Source organism: Pseudomonas kielensis (assembly GCF_014236655.1).
GTDB lineage: Bacteria > Pseudomonadota > Gammaproteobacteria > Pseudomonadales > Pseudomonadaceae > Aquipseudomonas > Aquipseudomonas kielensis.
Window position 1 is genome coordinate 59,151 of record NZ_JACMYG010000008.1, and the last position, 17,465, is coordinate 76,615.

Genomic DNA, 17,465 nt, shown 5'->3' on the forward strand with positions numbered 1-17,465 from the left:
TCAGAATGTTCGCTCTATCACGCTCCCAAGCTCGTGATAGCATCCGCGCCTATGAAGTTTCCAGGAAGATTTACCAGTAGCGTGCTCATGCTGATCAGCAGCGCAGCCGCCCTGGCGCAAAGTGAATTGGACGTCAGGATCAAACCGTCCAATGACCAGCTGAAGGCCAACATCGAAGGCTATATCGGCGATCTCGGTGAACGCGATGAAGAAGCGCTGTTGCGCTTCAGTCGCGGGGCCGAGGAGCAGGCGCGCAAGGCTGCCCAGGCCTTGGGTTACTACCAGCCGCAGATCGAAAGCGAAGTCAAAGACGGCAAGTCACCCCGGCTGGTGTTGAACATCGACCCCGGCGAACCGGTGCGCCTGCGCTATGTGACCATTCAGATCCTGGGGCCGGCCGCGTCCCTCAAGTCCTTTCGTGTGCCCCAGAGCGACGTGCTCAAGCCCGGTGCTGTGCTCAACCACGGCCACTACGAAGACGCCAAGCGGCTGATCCAGAACCAGGCCTCGCGCTTCGGCTTTTTCAGTGGTCGCTTTACCAGCCAGAAACTCGCGGTAGACCCTCGGGCCGGCGTCGCCGACATCGAGCTGGTCTATGACAGCGGCCCTCGTTATGCGTTGGGCAAGGTCAGCTTTACCGGCGATACGCCCTTCGACGAAGACCTGCTGCAACGCATGGTGCCGTTTAACAGTGGCGCCCCCTATGATTCCGAGCTGATCGCCGAGCTCAACCAGGCCCTGCAGTCGTCGGGCTATTTCGAGTCAGTGCGGGTGGATGCCACGCCGACCACCGCCGCCAACGATGTGATTCCCGTGGCTGTCACCCTCGTCACCCGCAAACCCCGGACCATGGGCCTGGGCTTGGGTTATTCCACGGACGTCGGGCCGCGGGCCAAGGCCAACTGGACCCGGCACTGGGTCAACCCCGAAGGCCACAGTTATGGTTGGGAGGCCGAACTCTCCGAACCACGGCAAAACGTCGGCCTGTGGTACGACGTGCCGCTGGACCCACCGCTGACCGATAAACTGCGGTTTGCCGGGGGTTACCAATATGAAGAACTGGCCAACACCGACAGCTTGAGCAAACTGCTGACCCTGGGCCCGGAATGGCACAGCAAGCTACCCAGCGGCTGGCAACGGGTGATTTCGTTGAAATGGCAGCACGAGGAATATCGCCTGGGTGATGACTCGGGGATCAGTAACCTGTTGATGCCGGGCGTGAGCTATTCCTACCTGCGCAGTGACAACCGGATCGATCCCCACAACGGCTATCGCCTGCAATTCGACAGCAAGGTGGCCAAGGAAGGGCTGGGCTCGGACAACAACCTGTTGTACGGCACTGCCCTGGTCAAGGGCCTGACCACGGTGCTGGACAACCACCGGTTCCTGGCGCGTGCGCAGATCGGTGGTTCGGCCACCAATGGCTACAAATCCATTCCGCCCTCGCTGCGCTTCTTTGCCGGTGGTGACCAGAGCGTGCGCGGTTATGACTACCAGAGCCTGTCGCCGGAAAACTCCGATGGCGACCGCGTGGGTGGACGCTACATGGTCTCCGGTAGCGTGGAGTACCAATACTCGGTTGCCGAAAAATGGCGGGTCGCGACGTTTGTCGACCAGGGCAACTCGTTCAACGACTTCGAACTGCCGAACCTCAAGACCGGGGTCGGCATGGGCGTGCGCTGGGTGTCGCCAGTCGGCCCGATCCGTCTCGACCTGGCCCATGCGCTGGATGACCCCGGCGGTATTCGTCTGCACTTTTCCATGGGGCCTGAGCTGTGAAGCGTGGTTTGAAAATAGCGTTGCTGGCAGTGCTGTCACTGGTGGTGCTGGTGCTGCTGGCGGTAGTGAGCCTGTTGGGCACACAGGCCGGTAGCCGTTGGGCGCTGAGTCAGGTACCGGGTTTGACCCTGGAGAATTTTCAGGGCCGCCTGGCCGGCCAGTGGAGTGCCGATCACCTGCTGTGGCAGCAGGGCGAGGACCGGGTCGAGCTGATCAAGCCAGTGTTGGCCTGGTCGCCGCTGTGCCTGACGCGCATGACCCTGTGCATCGAGCAATTGAAGGCCGAGCAGGTGGTCCTGCAGTTTGCGCCGAGTACAGAGCCAAGCAGCGGGCCGATCAGCTTGCCGGAGTTGAAACTGCCGCTGGCGATCGAACTGGGTGAGGTGCGAATCGGTAGCCTGCTGCTGGACGGCAGCGAGCAGCTCAAGGACCTGCAACTGGTGGCGTACTGGACGGCGCAAGGGTTGCAGATCGATTCGTTACACCTGCAACGTGATGACCTGCGCCTGGAACTGTCCGGGCTGCTGCAGCCGAACGGCAACTGGCCGCTGAGTGCCAGCGGCAATCTCAGCGTGCCGATACCCGGTAACACGCCCTTGGCACTGACGCTGAAAGTCGATGGCGACCTGCTGCAAACCCTCAACCTGAAGGCCGACAGCAGTGGTTATCTGCAGGGCCACTTGAGCGGCGAGCTGCAACCGCTGGCCGACAACCTGCCGGCCAAGGTGCGCATCACCGCCGATGGTTTCAAAGCCAGTGCCGACCTGCCGGACACCCTGCAACTCAATCAGCTTGAACTCAGCGGTAGCGGTGACCTGAAGAGCGGCTACCAACTGTTGGGCAAGGCCAGCTTGCCAGCCGAGGACGGGCCGGTGGCCTTGCTGTTGCAAGGCAAGGTCGATGCCAAGGGGGCGCAGATCGCCGGGCTGGACCTTAACGCCAACGATCAGCAAAGTCTCAAGCTGACTGGCCAGGTCGATTGGTCTGACGGTCTGGTGGCCGAGGCGAAGATCGACTGGCTGGACTTCCCCTGGCACCGTTTGTATCCGCTGATCGACGAGCCCGACGTGGCGCTGCGCAGCTTCAACGGTGAGGTGGCGTACCGCGACGGTAACTACCTGGGTAACTTCAAGGCAGCACTGGACGGCCCCGCCGGGGCCTTCAGCCTGAGCAGCCCGTTCAGTGGCGACCTGACGCAAATCTTCCTGCCGCAACTGCAGTTGGTCGCCGGGCAGGGCAAGGCCGCCGGGCATTTGAACCTGAAGTTTGCCGACGGCATTGCCTGGGACACCGCGCTGGACCTGTCGGCGATCAACCCGGCGTACTGGCTGGCGGAGCTGCCGGGCACCCTGGCCGGGCCGTTGCGCAGCAAGGGCGAGATGCGCAATGAACAACTGAGCCTGAGTGCCGACCTCGACCTCAAGGGCAAACTGCGTGGCCAGCCTGCGGTGCTGCAAGCCAAGGCCGACGGCGCGGGCGAGCGCTGGAACCTCAGCGCCTTGCAGATCCGCCTGGGTGAAAACCGCATCGATGGCAGCGCCAGCCTGCAGCAAACACTCAGCGGCCAGCTCGACATCAAGGCTCCGCGCCTGGCCCAGTTGTGGCCGCAGTTGCGCGGCCAGCTCAATGGCCGGCTCGACGTCGCAGGCACATTGCAGGCGCCCCAGGGCAAGCTCGCCCTGCAGGGCGTGCAGTTGGCCCTGGCTGACAATCGCCTGAAAAGCCTCAACCTCGACGCCACCCTCGACAGCGCACAACGGGCGCAGATCGACCTCAAGGGCAGCGGCATTGCGGTCGGCGACAACCAGTTGGGCACCCTGACGGCCACTGGCACGGGCACCCTCAAGCAGCAGACGCTAGAACTGGACCTGCAAGGCCCATTGGTGAAACTGGCGCTGGGCCTGGACGGCAACCTGGATCAAGGCAACTGGCGTGGACGCTTGGCCAGCGGCGACATTCAGGCCGGTGGCCAGGACTGGAAGCTGCAGAGTCCGGCGAAGATCGAACGCCTGGCCGATGGCAAGCTGACCTTCGGCGCCCACTGCTGGATGTCCGGCCCTGCCAGTTTGTGTGGCGAGGATCAGCGCCTGATGCCCGAGCCGAAACTGCGCTATCACCTCAAGCAATTCCCAATCGACAGCCTGGCGCAATGGCTGCCCAAGGATTTCGCCTGGCAGGGCACGCTCAACGCCGATGTGCAACTGGACCTGCCGGCCAGCGGGCCGAAAGGCCAGGTGCTGGTGGATGCCAGCGGCGGCACTTTGCGCATGAAGGACAAGGATCAATGGCTGGATTTCCCCTACCAGACGCTGAAACTCACCAGCACCCTCAACCCCAAGCGCATCGACACCCAACTGAATTTTGTCGGCGGCAAGCTGGGCGAGCTGATGGTGCAGGCGCAGATCAATCCGCTGCCTAAAAACAAACCCCTGAGTGGGTCCTTTCGCCTCAGTGGGCTGGACCTCTCGGTGGCGCGGCCGTTCGTGCCAATGGTCGAGAAACTGGCCGGCCGCCTGAACGGCAGCGGCACGTTGTCCGGCGGGCTGCTGGCGCCCCAGGTCAACGGCAACCTGGCCTTGAGCGAGGGTGAGATTTCCGGGCCGCAGCTGCCGACCGGGTTCGAGGCCTTGCAGTTGCAGGCACAGATTGCCGGTGAAAGCGTGCAACTCAACGGCAACTGGAAAAGCGGCAAAAGCGGGCAGGGCAGCCTCATGGGCCAGGTGGACTGGGGGCAGGCGCTGGTGGTCGACCTCAGCGTGCGGGGCAGCCAACTGCCGGTGAGCGTCGAACCCTACGCGGCCCTGGAAGTGGCGCCGGACCTTAAGATCTCGATCAAGGACGACAAGCTGGCGATCACCGGCAAGGTGCACGTGCCCAAGGGCGAGATCACCGTGCGCGAGTTGCCGCCATCGACGGTCAAGGTCTCCGATGACACGGTGATCGTTGGGTACCAGACCGAAGAGGGCAAGGCACCGCTGGCCATGGCCATGGATGTCGAAGTGATCGTGGGCGAAGACCGGCTCAGCTTTGCCGGTTTTGGCCTGACCGCCAACGTCAAGGGGCATGTGCATATCGGCGACAACCTCGACACCCGGGGTGAGCTGTGGCTCAACGACGGGCGTTACCGCGCCTATGGCCAGCGCCTGACGGTACGCCGCGCGCGGCTACTGTTCGCCGGGCCCATCGACCAGCCGTACCTGGACATCGAAGCGATTCGCCAGACCGACGACATCATTGCCGGTATCCGCCTGAGCGGTAGCGCCGAGCAGCCGACCACCCAGATCTTCTCGGAGCCGGCGATGAGCCAGGAGCAAGCATTGTCCTACCTGGTGCTCGGCCGTCCCCTGAGTTCCAACGGTGAAGACAACAACATGCTCGCGCAAGCGGCGCTGGGGCTCGGGTTGATGGGCAGCTCGGACCTCACCGGTAGCCTGGCGAAGAACCTGGGCATCGACGATTTCCAGCTCGACACCGAGGGCAGCGGCACCGCCACCAGCGTGGTGGCCAGTGGTGACATTACCGAGAAGCTCAGCCTGCGCTACGGTGTCGGCGTGTTCGAACCGGCCAACACCATCGCCTTGCGCTACAAGCTGAGCAAAAAGGTTTACCTGGAAGCCGCCAGTGGCATCGCCAGCTCGCTGGACATCTTCTACAAGCGGGATTTCTAAGGGGCCGGCCTTGTTGGGCCGATAGGAGCTGCTGTCGTTTGGTCTTGCTCTTGGTCTTGTGGGTATATCCGTTGCTGCGGTAACGGCGGCTTAGGGTTCCGCCCTTACGTGAACTGCCCCCCGAAAGTTGGACAGGGGACGCTATTGATTTAATGCCTGGGTCCGAAACTGCACCTCCTCTCGATGTATGCGGCTTCGCCGCATGGCGCTACGCGCCTCCCCCTGATGGACACCTTCGCTCAGCCTGCCGAAGGGGCAGGTGGATCAAGATCAAAAGCCAGAGCACGGCGACCTGTGAGTCGGCCTGAGTGGTAAGAGCGGACGAGGCGGCCTATCGGCCGACCTGCTTTTCTTGGCTGGGATATCTCTGTGGGATATCTCTATTGTGGGAGCGGGCTTGCCCGCGATGACGATCTCCGCCAAACCACAGATCTCGGCAATCCCCCAATCCCCCGTAGCAGCTGTCGAGCCCGCGAGGCTGCGTTCGAGGACGCAGTCCTCGCCGCCCTTCAACGCACCGATTTCCCTTATTTAAACCTTCACTGATCCTGCCGACGGTGCAGGTGGATCAAAGCCAAAGTCCGCCTGGCTTTTTCTGGTGTCGCATTCCCTGTGGGAGAGCCGGGCGGCGCTTCGTTTGCTCGCGATAGTGGTCTGGCGATTGCCTGTTTTATAAATTGCAAAGCTTGCTAACGATTTAATTTGACATTCACTGCCTAGGCAGTAATATCTCGACACATATTCACTGCCTAGGCAGCCAATAGGTCGTCAGATGAAGCATTTCTCCCCGGAAAACTTTCGCAATTGCCACCTCGGTCTACTGCTGGGGCGCGCCGCCTTGCTCAAGGACCGGATCATCGACACCCACATGGAACCCCACGGCATCACTGCCGCGCAGTTCAAGGTGTTGATCATCATGGCCCAGTACGGCGTCGACACCCCGGCCGAGCTGTGCCGCCACCTGTCCCTGGACAGCGGCTCGATGACCCGCATGCTCGACCGTCTGGAGCACAAAGGCCTGCTGGCCCGCCAACGCTGCGCAGACGACCGGCGCCTGGTGCGCCTGGCCCTGACCGAGGAAGGCCAGGTGCTGGCCGACCAGTTGCCGGGCATTGGCGTCAACGCGATGAATCAGTTGGCCGGCGCCCTTGACGCCGAGGAGTTGCAGACCCTGGAAGCCATCCTCAAGAAAATTTTGCTGGCCGCCGGTGATCCCATCACCGTGCTGCGCTTAGGTGACACGTGAGCCATAAAACCCTGGGTGCTCGCCTGGGCCTGGTGCTGCCTGCCGTACTGCTCGGCGCCCAACGTCAGTTGGCGAACCTCAATGCCGAACAGATCGATCTGTCGATTCAACTGATGCAGGCCCTGGGTGGCGGCTTTCAGGGCGAAACCCTGGCTGCGGCCGGCCCATCTCCGGCGCCTGCCACGCGAAATCAATAATTCAAGGTACTCGTCATGGCCAACGTGCAGAACACTCCGATTCCTGAAACCGCCCCAGACACGGGCAACCCCGGCAAACGCAAGTTCATGCTGCTGGTGCTGACACTGCTGGTGGTCATGGGCTGCCTCGGCGTCTGGGGCTGGCACCACCTCTACGGGCGCTGGAACGAAAGCACTGATGACGCCTATGTGAACGGCAACGTGGTGGCAATTACCCCGCTGGTCACCGGCACCGTGATCAGCATTGGCGCGGACGATGGCGACCTGGTCCATGAAGGTCAGGTGCTCGTCAACTTCGACCCCAACGACGCCGAAGTCGGCCTGCAAAGTGCCCAGGCCAACCTGGCGCGCACGGTGCGCCAGGTACGTGGCTTGTACAGCAATGTCGATGGCATGAAGGCCCAGGTCAATGCGCAGAAGGCGGAAGTTCAGAAGGCCCAGGAAAACTACAACCGACGCAAGAGTCTGGCCGCCGGCGGGGCGATTTCCCAGGAAGAACTGTCCCATGCCCGGGATGACCTGACCTCGGCGCAAAACGCCCTGGCCAATGCCCAGCAACAATTACAGACCAGCAGCGCGCTGGTGGACGACACCGTGGTGTCCTCCCATCCGGACGTGCAGGCGGCTGCCGCGCAATTGCGCCAGGCCTACCTGACGAAGGCCCGCAGCACCCTGATCGCCCCGGTCACCGGCTACGTGGCCAAGCGCACCGTGCAACTGGGACAACGGGTGCAGCCGGGCACGGCCTTGATGGCGGTGATCCCCCTCGACCAGTTGTGGATCGACGCCAATTTCAAGGAAACCCAGCTACGCGACATGCGCATCGGCCAAACGGTGGACATCGAAGCCGACCTGTATGGCAGCGATGTGAAGTTCAGCGGCACCATCGACAGCCTCGGTGCGGGCACCGGCAGCGCGTTTGCCTTGCTGCCGGCGCAGAACGCCACCGGTAACTGGATCAAGATCGTGCAGCGGGTGCCGGTGCGTATCCACATCAACGCCGAACAACTGGCCGAACATCCGTTGCGCGTCGGCCTGTCGACTCTGGTCAAGGTCGACCTGCGCGACCAGAGCGGCCCGGTGCTGGCGCAGCAGCCACCGCAAAAGGCTTCGTTCAGTACCTCCATCTACGACCGTCAGTTGACCGACGCCGACGCGCTGATCAGCCGCCTGATCCATGACAACAGTTCAGTGGCGAGCAAAACCGCGCAGCGCTGATTTCGCCCATCCGACCGCTGCGCCGCCCCAAGGGCGCAGCACCTGCCTCGATTCAAAGGATTCGCGATGAGCAATAACGCGTCTTTCAGCCCGCCCAGCCTGCTGCTCGCCACCATTGGCCTGTCACTGGCGACCTTCATGCAGGTGCTCGATACCACCATCGCCAACGTGGCGTTGCCGACTATTTCCGGCAACCTGGGGGTGAGCTCGGAGCAGGGCACCTGGGTGATTACCTCGTTTGCCGTGAGCAACGCGATTGCCTTGCCGCTGACCGGCTGGCTGAGCCGGCGCTTTGGCGAGGTCAAGTTGTTCCTGTGGGCGACCATCCTGTTTGTGCTGGCCTCGTTCCTGTGCGGTATTTCCACCTCGATGCCGGAGTTGATTGGCTTTCGTGTATTGCAAGGGCTGGTAGCCGGTCCGCTGTACCCGATGACCCAGACCCTGCTGATCGCGGTCTATCCGCCGGCCAGGCGCGGCATGGCCCTGGCGTTGCTGGCGATGGTCACGGTGGTGGCGCCGATTGCCGGGCCGATCCTCGGGGGCTGGATCACCGACAGCTACAGCTGGCCCTGGATCTTTTTCATCAACGTGCCCATCGGGGTCTTCGCGGTGACGGTGGTCCGTCAGCAGCTCAAGGCCCGTCCTGTGGTCACCAGTCACCAGCCGATGGACTACGTGGGGTTGATCAGCCTGATCGTCGGCGTGGGGGCATTGCAGATCATCCTCGACAAGGGCAATGACCTGGACTGGTTCGAGTCGAATTTCATCCTGATTGGCGCGGCCATTTCGGTGATTGCCCTGGCGGTGTTCGTGATCTGGGAAATGACAGACCAGCACCCGGTGGTCAATCTGCGGCTGTTTGCCCATCGCAACTTTCGCATTGGCACCCTTGTGCTGGTCTTGGGTTATGCCGGGTTCTTTGGCATCAACCTGATCCTGCCGCAGTGGCTGCAGACCCAGATGGGCTATACCGCGACCTGGGCCGGCCTGGCGGTGGCACCGATCGGTATCCTGCCGGTGCTGATGTCGCCATTTGTCGGCAAGTACGCGCACAAGTTCGACCTGCGTCTGCTGGCCGGGCTGGCGTTCCTCGCGATTGGCCTGAGCTGCTTCATGCGCGCCGGGTTTACCAATGAGGTGGACTTCCAGCACGTGGCGCTGGTGCAACTGTTCATGGGCATTGGTGTGGCGCTGTTCTTCATGCCGACCCTGAGCATCCTGATGTCGGACCTGCCACCCCAGCAGATCGCCGATGGCGCCGGGCTCGCCACCTTCCTGCGGACCCTGGGCGGCAGCTTCGCGGCCTCCCTGACCACCTGGATCTGGATCCGCCGCGCCGATCAGCATCACGCTTACCTGAGCGAACACCTGAGCACTTTCGACCCGGCCACCCGGGACGCCCTCAATACCCTGGGGGGCGCGGGCAACGCGGCTTATGCCCAACTTGACCAGGTCCTGACCAGCCAAGCCTACATGCTGTCCACCGTGGACTATTTCACGCTGCTGGGCTGGGGTTTTGTCGGCTTGATCCTGTTGGTATGGCTGGCTAAACCACCGTTCTCGGCGAAGGCTGGACCCGAAGCGAGCGGGCATTGAGCGGCTTGCCATTGTAGGAGCATGGCTTGCCAGCGATGAGCATGGGTATCTACGCAACTTTGTAGTGGCCCACAGCTGCAACGTCGCAACACAGTTGTATAGATACCTATGCAGCGATGAGGCCGGCACAGCCAGCATTTATGGCGCCTGAGACACCGCCATCGCGAGCAAGCTCACCACGAGGCTCAGTCAATCAGGCGCTTCTGGAAGAAGTAGCGCTTGCTCCCCAGCGGGTAGTCGACAATCTGCCCGACTTCGGTGAAGCCCAGCGAGCGGTAGAAGCCCGGTGCCTGGAATTCGAAGGTGTCGAGGTACATGCCAATGCAGCCTTTTTCCCGCGCCAGTTCCTCGGCCATGTGCATCAGCCGGGCGCCAATACCCTGGCCCCGTAGCTGTTCCTGCACGGACAGCAGGTCGATGAACAGCCATTGGTAGAACATTTTCCCGTAGAGCCCACCAAGGATTGCTTCGCTGTGTTCATCGCGAACCAGCAAGGCGATTTCCTGATAGTGGCCGTCACCGGCATGGGCAATGTTGTGGGCGCGCAGCGGGTCGAGAATGGCCTGGCGTTCTGCAGGTTGCGGGTCTTGGGTGAATTCGATGCGCACGGGCATGGTCGACGTCCTTGTGTCGGGGGGAAGGGGATGCAGACGCAGCCTAGCTTGTGTGGCGGGGTAGGGGAAAGTCGCAGGGACGTGTCGAGCGCAAAAAAAAGCCCGCATGGGGTGTGCGGGCTGAATGTTCCTTGGATGTGCGCGCTGACTATAAGGGGCGCGCCGGGCGGGCGGGGTGAAGAATTTGTCATGTAGCTGGCCGTTCGTCCGCTGGCCGGCACCTTGGCGGGCTGGCCCTTTCAAAGCGGTATGGCTCGTGCGTTGGCCTCTCGACCGTTCACCCGCGGGTGGCCACGACGAGAAGCTGCGGGTGTAAGTTGAGTGCGGGCTTGTCGACTTCAATGGAGGTGGCTATGAGTATTCCCATGCTGAGCAAAATGCACATGAACGGTTATGAACTGGTGAGCGTCAACAGCGGCCCCTGGCGGGTCTGCACGCAACGTGACCGGATCGGCACCTTTGCCACCCGGGAAGAGGCGCTGGCATTCGCGGCCTCGCTGCCGGGCTACAAGCCCCGCACGGCACCGACCACTAACCGTTAGGCACCCACTGGTTCGCGATGGAGCTCAAGCATTCCGCAGGCGTGTTCTCTCCACGCGGCGTGCTGGCGTCCATCGCGAACCAGCCGGCTGTTGCACCCTCAGGATTTTCGCCGGTCAGGTCCGGTCGGGTTGCCGGTGTCGAGCAGTCGGCGCTCTAGAAGCACGTTCTGCAGGGCCTGACGGTCGGTGGGAGCCAGTTGATGCTGGCGTTCCTTGAGTTCAAGCAGAATCGGGTTGGACCAAGTGCGATAGGTCCGCTCGGCCTGTTGAATCGGGTTCATCTTCATCTCCCAGCCAAGAGGGTTCACGAGAAGGGCACCGCGCACAGGCTAGTCGAGAAACCTGTCACTCGCCAGGCGCCGGCGGGTCAGCCATTGCCCTTTTCATCGCCGCCCCTGAGGACTTTGCCGATGGGTGTGATCAACCCCGGATGGTGGTTGCGCACATTGCCAACGGCACTGTCGACCTTGAACCATTCAAAGGTCTCGGCTGGCTCCGCTTCGTGCAGCACCATTTGCTCGGCACGTTCCTTGGGCATCCCCAGGTTGAGCCATTCCCGGGCCAGTTCCGGCGACAGCACCAGGGGGCGTCGGTCATGCAGATCGACCAGGCCGCCTACGCTGTCGGCGGTGATGATCACAAAGCCGTCATCGGCTCGCGGATCGCGCCCACCGGCCGGGTATTGGCCAATGGCAGCGCAAAGGATCGGCGCCCGGTCGCGGCGGCGGATCAGGTAGGGCTGTTTAGTCGGGCCGCCTTCGTAGACCCACTCGAACCAGTTGTCGATGGGGGTGATGGCGCGATGCGGCCAGATCGCCCGGAAGAACGAGCCGTGGGCCACTTTTTCGACCCGCGCGTTGATCGGCAAGGCGTGGTCGGTGGACCAATGGGGGCGCCATCCCCAGCGCACCCGATCGGCGTGCAGGGTTTCCCCCTCGAGGTGAATCAGGGCGACCTGGGTGGTGGGCGCGACGTTGTACTGCGCCAGAGCATCGTCGCCCAGGGTATTGACCAGGGCGTTGGGCATGCCGAGGGCCGCGACAAAGTCGTGAATGCCTCGGTACTGTGAAAGTCTTCCGCACATTGGAGAGCCCTCCGCTGGAGCTTTGAGCTTAGTCCAAGGGGGAGCGCAGAGTTCTGGACCGGGTTACAGATCTCCAACAATCAATCTGTTTATCAGGCCCCTGGCGCTTTTCTACAATGGCGCACGATCTTCAGGAGATGAGTTGATGAGTGTGCGCACGCGAATGGCCACGGTGGAGGATGTCGAAAGCCTGTTCGAGATTCGCACCTCAGTGACGCAGAACCACCTGAGCCGGGAGCAGATGGACGCGCTGGGCATCACCCCACAGGTGTTGAGATCGGCGATCAACGAGGGCCCTTGTGTGTGGATCGCGGAAGTCGATGAGCGGCCGGTGGCGTTTTCCATGATTGACCGGGACGAAGGCGAGGTGTTTGCCATGTTCGTACGCCCGGCCTTTGAGAGCAGAGGCCTGGGGCGCCTGTTGATGGCCGCCGCCGAAGCCGAGCTGTTCCAGGCCCATGAGCGGATTTTCCTGGTGACCGATGGCCGCCAGGAAATCCGTGCCAATGGCTTTTATCAGCGCCTGGGCTGGACGGTGGTGTCCAGGGTGGATGCCCAGGATGTGCGGTATGAAAAACGCCGACCCCGGGCCTGACGCCGGGTTGTTCAAGCGGAGCGAGGCAATTGGCTGGCGGTGTTGTCCAGGGCCAGGTTGACCTTGAACCACTCGAAATCTGCACAAGGCAGGCTGTGGTGCCTGGCGATCTCTTCGGCGCGCCGGGGCGAGAGCATGGGGTCGAGCCATTCGTTGGCATGGTTGGGCGCCAGCACGAGTGGCCTGCGCCGGTGAAGGCGGGTGGTACGCGTATCATCGGCGGTGGTCAGGATCACAAAGCCGCCTCCCTGGCGCGGTGCGACGCCACGCTGTACGTGGGCCAATGCGGCAAAAAACATCGGCTGACGACTGCGCAGGCGCATGAAGTACAGGTGAGGGGTATGGGGCGCGTGCGCATCATCCACCCACTCGTACCAGCCATCGCTAGGCACTACAGCTCGGCCGTTGGGCCAGAGCAACCTGAAATCAGTCTGCGTTGAAACGGTTTCCACCGGCATTTGCATGGAATCAGGTTGCTTGCCCCGTGCCCCAAAAGGTGCCCAACCCCAGCGCACGGCATCAATATGAAGCCCGTCCTCGCATCCGTGCAGGACCTGCGCGCACTTGGCTGGCGCGACGTTGAGCGGCCGCAGCGACTGGCTCTGATAGCCGGCAGGAACCTCGCCTTTGGGGTTTAACGCTGCGATGAAGGCCGCCATGCCTTCGTGCTGAACAAAATGCCCATCCATCGTTCACCTGCCCGTCGGATACTCGCTGCCCGAAGCAGACCCACTGCTTGCCCGATCTTGACCGGGCAGTGGGTCATAACGATGACAGTCACTGCAATTCCAGGGCCAGCCTCGACCCGGGCGTCCACCCACCTGCGCTGTCAGCCCCGCTTCACTTTGGCCCGGCGCCGATCTGCCAGACGTATGGCGGTTCGGTGCCGTTGATTTCCCAGTCGCCGATGATCCGCTCCTTGTAGATCAGCGGATTGTGCGAGGCGGCGGTGCGCGCGTTGCGCCAGTGTCGGTCGAAGGCCTTGGTGGTGCTGGTGGCCGAGGCGCTGAGGGCGTTGAACAGGTCGCTGGTGGCGCGCAATACCAGGTCGGCGATCACCACCTGGGCCTGGGCCGATTCCAGTTCGGCGGCGATGTTGGCTGTGCGCTCGGCGACCGGGTCCTGGGCGAAGCGGCTTTCGTACGCCAACTGCAACGCCGTCGCCGCGCGCAGGGTGGTGGCGTGGGCGGCGTAGACCTGCGCCGAGGCCTTGCCCAGCACTTGCTGCACTTGGACGTCCTGACTGACGTGGCTGGCATTGCCAGTACTGAAGACGCGTTTGCGGGTGCGCACTTCTTCACTGATGTCGAGCACCGCGGCGCGTCCGGCACCGGTCTGGACCGCCAGCAGCACCAGTTGATAGAAGGCCGTCTGGTATTTGAAGCGGGTGCTGAAGTCCAGGAGGTTCTCGGGCTCCACCACGGCGTTGACGAACACCGAGGTGCCGCTGCCGGTGGTGCGCTGGCCGAAACCATCCCAATCGTCGCTCTGGCTGATGCCTGGCTGTTGCACACGCACGGCGGCGATCACGTCGGCACCGTTGTCATCGCGCTGGGCGTAGAGGTCGATCCAGTCGGCAAAGATACTGCCGGTGCTGTAGTACTTGGTGCCATTGACCACCCACTGCTCGCCCAGGCGCGAGACGCGGGTGCCGACCTCGCCGATCTTCACGCTGCCGACTTCGGTCCAGGCGTTGCCGACCAGTTCACCCTGGACGAAACGCTGGAACCAGAGGTCTTGTGGCGCGTCGGCCTGGGCGTTGAGCCGGTCTTCGACAAACGCGAAGTGCCCGCGCAAGGCCTGGGGCAGGTTGGAGTCGGCGGTGGCCAGTTCGATCAGCAGTTCGAACAATTGTGGCAAGGTCGCGCCTGCGCCACCGTACTGCAGCGGTACGCGCACGGCGCCAAAGCCGGCTTCCTTGAGCCATTGCACGGGTTCGTACGGCAGGCTGCGACTGTGCTCGCGTTGCAGGGCGCCGGCAGCGATGCGCGCGAAGATGGGTCGGAAGCGCTCGGCCAGGGCTGGGTAGTCGGCGCCACTGGCAAGGGGCAGGTGCTGCTGCTGGATAGTCATGGGGGCAGTTCCTTAATCGAAGGCGAGAGACGCGACAGCGCAGTGCGGCTGTTGCGTGCTGCTGCCAGTGCACAGGTCGTGCCTGGTGCGCAAAACCCCGTAATCCCGGGGCTCGCGCCGGGATGTGTGCTGCACACGGCTGTCGCCTGGCGAGCAACTTGTTGAAGTGCTGACCGTCCGGCAACAGCGGCCAGGGCGCGTCGCGGAAAAAGGGCTCGCACGCCGGTGTTGCGCAGGCAACAGTTGATCAACAGCCTGTGCGCCGGGCGACACTTGGGTTACTTGAGTAGATCAATAACTCATTGATTATTAATGAGTTATTGAATTGGCACGGTTGCTGCTCCAGGCCTGTGACAGGTGCCACGGTGGCCTCTGCCAGCAGGAGTACATGCAATGAGCCAGGACAACATCAAGTTTGCCTATTGGGTGCCCAACGTCAGCGGCGGACTGGTGGTCAGCAAGATCGAACAGCGCACCAGTTGGGATATCGACTACAACCGCAAGCTGGCGCAGATTGCCGAACGGGCCGGCTTCGAATACGCCTTGTCGCAGATCCGCTTCACCGCCGGTTATGGCGCGCAAAACCAGCACGAGTCGGTGACCATCAGCCACGCGCTGTTGGCCGCCACCGAAAAGCTCAAGGTCATCGCCGCGATCCTGCCGGGTCCCTGGAGTCCGGTGTTGGCGGCCAAACAGCTGGCGACCATCGACCAGTTCACGAATGGCCGGGTGGCGGTCAATATTGTCTCCGGCTGGTTCAAGGGCGAGTTCCGCGCGATTGGCGAGCCGTGGTTGGATCATGATGAGCGCTATCGTCGTTCCGAAGAATTCATCCAGGCACTGAAGGGTATCTGGACCCAGGACAACTTCAGTTTTCACGGTGATTTCTACCGCTTCCACCACTACACACTCAACCCCAAACCGCTGCAGCAACCGCACCCGGAAATTTTCCAGGGCGGCAGTTCGCGCGCGGCGCGGGACATGGCTTCGCGTGTCTCCGACTGGTACTTCACCAATGGCAACACGGTGGAAGGGATCAAGGCCCAGGTCGACGATATCCGCGCCAAGGCGGCGATCAATGGCCATTCGGTGAAAATCGGCGTGAATGCTTTTGTCATCGCCCGTGAAACCGAAGCGCAGGCGCACGCGGTATTGCAGGAGATCATCGCCAAGGCCGATCCGGAAGCGGTCAACGGGTTTGGTGGCGAGGCGAAGAACGCGGGGGCCTCCAGCCCCGAAGGCGAGGGCAACTGGGCCAAGTCGACCTTCGAAGACCTGGTGCAGTACAACGATGGCTTCAAGACCAACCTGATCGGTACGCCGCAGCAGATTGCCGAGCGCATTGTCGCCCTCAAGGCCGTGGGCGTGGACCTGGTGCTCAGTGGTTTCCTGCACTTTCACGAAGAGGTGGAGTATTTCGGTCGCAAGGTGTTGCCGCTGGTGCGTGAGTTGGAGCGCGAGGCGCTCGCGGCCAAATCCCCGGCGCTGGTGTAAAGGACACAAGCGCCGGCATTGTCTTGCCCGAATGAGCGTGGTGGCCGGGCTCAGATCGACAGGTTGGCGACGTTCACCGCCTGTCCATCCCGGGTTGGGCGGCGCTTGTTGACCACCAGTTCGCCGACCTTGATCAGCATCGCCCGGGTGATGTTGCGACTCAGCCCCAGCAGGCTCGCGGTGTGCACCTGGTTGTAGTGGCTGAAGCGATAGGCTGCGCGCAGCAACGCGTGCTCGACGCGCTCATGAAGGGCGCCGCTTTCTTCCGCGAACAGGCGCTGGAAGGCTTGCTCCAACAAGGCGTCGGCGCTGTCGTCGACGGCGCTGTTGCTGGCGTCCTGGCGCTCGATACGCAGGTTGGACAGGTGCAGGTCGTGGACCCGGATCAGGTGGTTGCGGCAGATCAGCAGGGTGTGGTGAATGACGTTTTCCAGTTCGCGGATGTTACCCGGCCAGGCGTAGCTCACCAGTTTCTGCTCGGCCGCGTTGTCCAGCGCCACGTCGCCGTAACCCAGGCGGCGGCTGTACTCGGCAATGAAGTGACGGATCAGCGGCAGGATGTCCCCGGGTCGCTCGCGCAATGGGCTCAGCTGCAGGCTGACCACGTTCAGCCGGTAGTACAGGTCCTCGCGAAAGTGCCCGGCGTTGATGGCTCTTTCCAGCTGCACGTTGGTCGCCGCCAGCACCCGCACATCGATCGGGATGCTTTTACGCGAGCCCAGGCGCACCACTTCACGCTCCTGCAGCACCCGCAGCAACTTGACCTGGATTGGCAGCGGCAAATCGCCGATTTCGTCGAGGAACAGGGTGCCGCCGTTGGCCTCCTCGAACCAGCCGGCCTTGGCGCTGAGCGCGCCGGTGAAGGCGCCTTTTTCATGGCCGAACAGTTCGGCTTCCACCAGGTTTTCGGAGAACGCGCCGCAGTTGACTGCGATGAACGGCTTGTTGCGCCGGGCGCTGAGGTTGTGCAGGTGACGGGCTACCAGTTCCTTGCCGGTCCCGGTCTCGCCGATGATCAACACGCTGGCATCGCTGGGGGCGACTTGTTGCAGGTGCGCCAGTAGCGCCTGGGATTTGGGGTCTTCGAACACTTGCGCGGTGGCGCGTATGGAGGTGGCCAGGGCAGGAGAGGGCGGCAGCGTGAGTAGTTGCATGGTCGGGCCTATGAGTAGAGGGTCGGTGGGGGCAGCATCGCGCCGCTCATAGGTCGAATGTAAATGATCTAAAAAATTACAAATAAATACTTTTTAGTTATTAGCTTAAGGGCTGTCTTGGGCATTTCAAGAACGAGATTCATCGAGGAAGTGCTTATCCAAGGCCGTCTTGGGTCATGGCGCGTGGGGCGGCACTGGCACTGAG

The 17,465-nt window shown here is 62.5% G+C and carries 14 protein-coding genes and 1 pseudogene; 9 read left to right on the forward strand and 6 right to left on the reverse strand.

Annotated features, from left to right (window positions below; translation table 11 throughout):
* Positions 1 to 51: 51 nt before the first annotated feature.
* From H7995_RS10255 to H7995_RS10280, 6 genes and pseudogenes are all read left to right on the forward strand, one after another.
* Positions 52 to 1,779: an autotransporter assembly complex protein TamA gene (locus tag H7995_RS10255; RefSeq protein WP_185818307.1), complete on the forward strand. Its 1,728-nt coding sequence runs from the start codon at positions 52 to 54 to the stop codon at positions 1,777 to 1,779.
* Complete coding sequence (locus tag H7995_RS10260; protein ID WP_166591925.1) at positions 1,776 to 5,447, forward strand: translocation/assembly module TamB domain-containing protein; 3,672 nt, start codon at positions 1,776 to 1,778, stop codon at positions 5,445 to 5,447. Before H7995_RS10255 ends, H7995_RS10260 begins: the two co-directional genes overlap by 4 nt.
* Before the next feature lie 772 nt (positions 5,448 to 6,219).
* A complete protein-coding gene (locus H7995_RS10265; protein WP_166591926.1) occupies positions 6,220 to 6,693 on the forward strand; it encodes a MarR family winged helix-turn-helix transcriptional regulator in 474 nt (157 codons plus the stop codon).
* A 47-nt stretch (positions 6,694 to 6,740) separates the two neighbouring features.
* Positions 6,741 to 6,890, forward strand: a pseudogene (locus H7995_RS10270) (hypothetical protein); the annotation flags it as partial.
* Positions 6,891 to 6,905: 15 nt separating this feature from the next.
* The gene (locus H7995_RS10275; protein ID WP_185818308.1) at positions 6,906 to 8,108 is read left to right on the forward strand and encodes an HlyD/EmrA/EmrK family protein; all 1,203 of its coding nucleotides are present in this window, start codon (positions 6,906 to 6,908) and stop codon (positions 8,106 to 8,108) included.
* A gap of 66 nt (positions 8,109 to 8,174) precedes the next feature.
* The gene (locus H7995_RS10280) at positions 8,175 to 9,704 is read left to right on the forward strand and encodes a DHA2 family efflux MFS transporter permease subunit (protein ID WP_185818309.1); all 1,530 of its coding nucleotides are present in this window, start codon (positions 8,175 to 8,177) and stop codon (positions 9,702 to 9,704) included.
* A 185-nt stretch (positions 9,705 to 9,889) separates the two neighbouring features.
* Here H7995_RS10280 and H7995_RS10285 read toward each other — a convergent pair whose 3' ends face one another.
* Positions 9,890 to 10,318: a GNAT family N-acetyltransferase gene (locus tag H7995_RS10285; protein WP_166591929.1), complete on the reverse strand. Its 429-nt coding sequence runs from the start codon at positions 10,316 to 10,318 to the stop codon at positions 9,890 to 9,892.
* A gap of 353 nt (positions 10,319 to 10,671) precedes the next feature.
* Here H7995_RS10285 and H7995_RS10290 point away from each other — a divergent pair, with 353 nt between their 5' ends.
* The gene (locus tag H7995_RS10290; RefSeq protein ID WP_166591930.1) at positions 10,672 to 10,860 is read left to right on the forward strand and encodes an SPOR domain-containing protein; all 189 of its coding nucleotides are present in this window, start codon (positions 10,672 to 10,674) and stop codon (positions 10,858 to 10,860) included.
* 98 nt (positions 10,861 to 10,958) lie between these two features.
* Here H7995_RS10290 and H7995_RS10295 read toward each other — a convergent pair whose 3' ends face one another.
* Both H7995_RS10295 and H7995_RS10300 read right to left on the reverse strand, forming a co-directional pair.
* Positions 10,959 to 11,141, reverse strand: coding sequence for a hypothetical protein (locus H7995_RS10295; protein ID WP_371927890.1), 183 nt, complete (start codon positions 11,139 to 11,141; stop codon positions 10,959 to 10,961).
* A gap of 86 nt (positions 11,142 to 11,227) precedes the next feature.
* Positions 11,228 to 11,944, reverse strand: coding sequence for an SOS response-associated peptidase family protein (locus H7995_RS10300; RefSeq protein ID WP_166591931.1), 717 nt, complete (start codon positions 11,942 to 11,944; stop codon positions 11,228 to 11,230).
* Between the two features lie 145 nt (positions 11,945 to 12,089).
* Here H7995_RS10300 and H7995_RS10305 point away from each other — a divergent pair, with 145 nt between their 5' ends.
* Positions 12,090 to 12,539 carry a GNAT family N-acetyltransferase gene (locus H7995_RS10305; protein ID WP_185818310.1) on the forward strand — a complete coding sequence of 150 codons (450 nt, stop codon included), beginning with the start codon at positions 12,090 to 12,092 and terminating at the stop codon, positions 12,537 to 12,539.
* Positions 12,540 to 12,550: 11 nt separating this feature from the next.
* On the opposite strand, the gene H7995_RS10310 is transcribed toward H7995_RS10305, so the two are convergent.
* Positions 12,551 to 13,198, reverse strand: coding sequence for an SOS response-associated peptidase family protein (locus tag H7995_RS10310; protein WP_244647687.1), 648 nt, complete (start codon positions 13,196 to 13,198; stop codon positions 12,551 to 12,553).
* Positions 13,199 to 13,379: 181 nt separating this feature from the next.
* Positions 13,380 to 14,612, reverse strand: a complete 1,233-nt coding sequence (locus H7995_RS10315) for an acyl-CoA dehydrogenase family protein (RefSeq protein WP_185818311.1) — start codon at positions 14,610 to 14,612, stop codon at positions 13,380 to 13,382.
* Between the two features lie 393 nt (positions 14,613 to 15,005).
* On the opposite strand from H7995_RS10315, the gene sfnG reads away from it, so the two are divergent.
* Complete coding sequence (sfnG, locus tag H7995_RS10320; RefSeq protein ID WP_182344116.1) at positions 15,006 to 16,106, forward strand: dimethylsulfone monooxygenase SfnG; 1,101 nt, start codon at positions 15,006 to 15,008, stop codon at positions 16,104 to 16,106.
* 50 nt (positions 16,107 to 16,156) lie between these two features.
* Here the strand turns inward: sfnG and H7995_RS10325 are convergent, their stop codons facing one another.
* Positions 16,157 to 17,260, reverse strand: coding sequence for a sigma-54 interaction domain-containing protein (locus H7995_RS10325; RefSeq protein WP_185818312.1), 1,104 nt, complete (start codon positions 17,258 to 17,260; stop codon positions 16,157 to 16,159).
* Positions 17,261 to 17,465 lie beyond the last annotated feature (205 nt).

Bases quoted from the DNA above. Each gene is read 5' to 3' on its own strand.
- H7995_RS10325 (WP_185818312.1), bottom strand. From the start codon at position 17,260: ATGCAACTACTCACGCTGCCGCCCTCTCCTGCCCTGGCCACCTCCATA.
- H7995_RS10300 (WP_166591931.1), bottom strand. From the start codon at position 11,944: ATGTGCGGAAGACTTTCACAGTACCGAGGCATTCACGACTTTGTCGCG.
- H7995_RS10315 (WP_185818311.1), bottom strand. From the start codon at position 14,612: ATGACTATCCAGCAGCAGCACCTGCCCCTTGCCAGTGGCGCCGACTAC.
- H7995_RS10265 (WP_166591926.1), top strand. From the start codon at position 6,220: ATGAAGCATTTCTCCCCGGAAAACTTTCGCAATTGCCACCTCGGTCTA.
- H7995_RS10310 (WP_244647687.1), bottom strand. From the start codon at position 13,198: ATGGCGGCCTTCATCGCAGCGTTAAACCCCAAAGGCGAGGTTCCTGCC.
- H7995_RS10280 (WP_185818309.1), top strand. From the start codon at position 8,175: ATGAGCAATAACGCGTCTTTCAGCCCGCCCAGCCTGCTGCTCGCCACC.
- sfnG (WP_182344116.1), top strand. From the start codon at position 15,006: ATGAGCCAGGACAACATCAAGTTTGCCTATTGGGTGCCCAACGTCAGC.
- H7995_RS10295 (WP_371927890.1), bottom strand. From the start codon at position 11,141: ATGAACCCGATTCAACAGGCCGAGCGGACCTATCGCACTTGGTCCAAC.
- H7995_RS10305 (WP_185818310.1), top strand. From the start codon at position 12,090: ATGAGTGTGCGCACGCGAATGGCCACGGTGGAGGATGTCGAAAGCCTG.
- H7995_RS10285 (WP_166591929.1), bottom strand. From the start codon at position 10,318: ATGCCCGTGCGCATCGAATTCACCCAAGACCCGCAACCTGCAGAACGC.
- H7995_RS10275 (WP_185818308.1), top strand. From the start codon at position 6,906: ATGGCCAACGTGCAGAACACTCCGATTCCTGAAACCGCCCCAGACACG.
- H7995_RS10255 (WP_185818307.1), top strand. From the start codon at position 52: ATGAAGTTTCCAGGAAGATTTACCAGTAGCGTGCTCATGCTGATCAGC.
- H7995_RS10290 (WP_166591930.1), top strand. From the start codon at position 10,672: ATGAGTATTCCCATGCTGAGCAAAATGCACATGAACGGTTATGAACTG.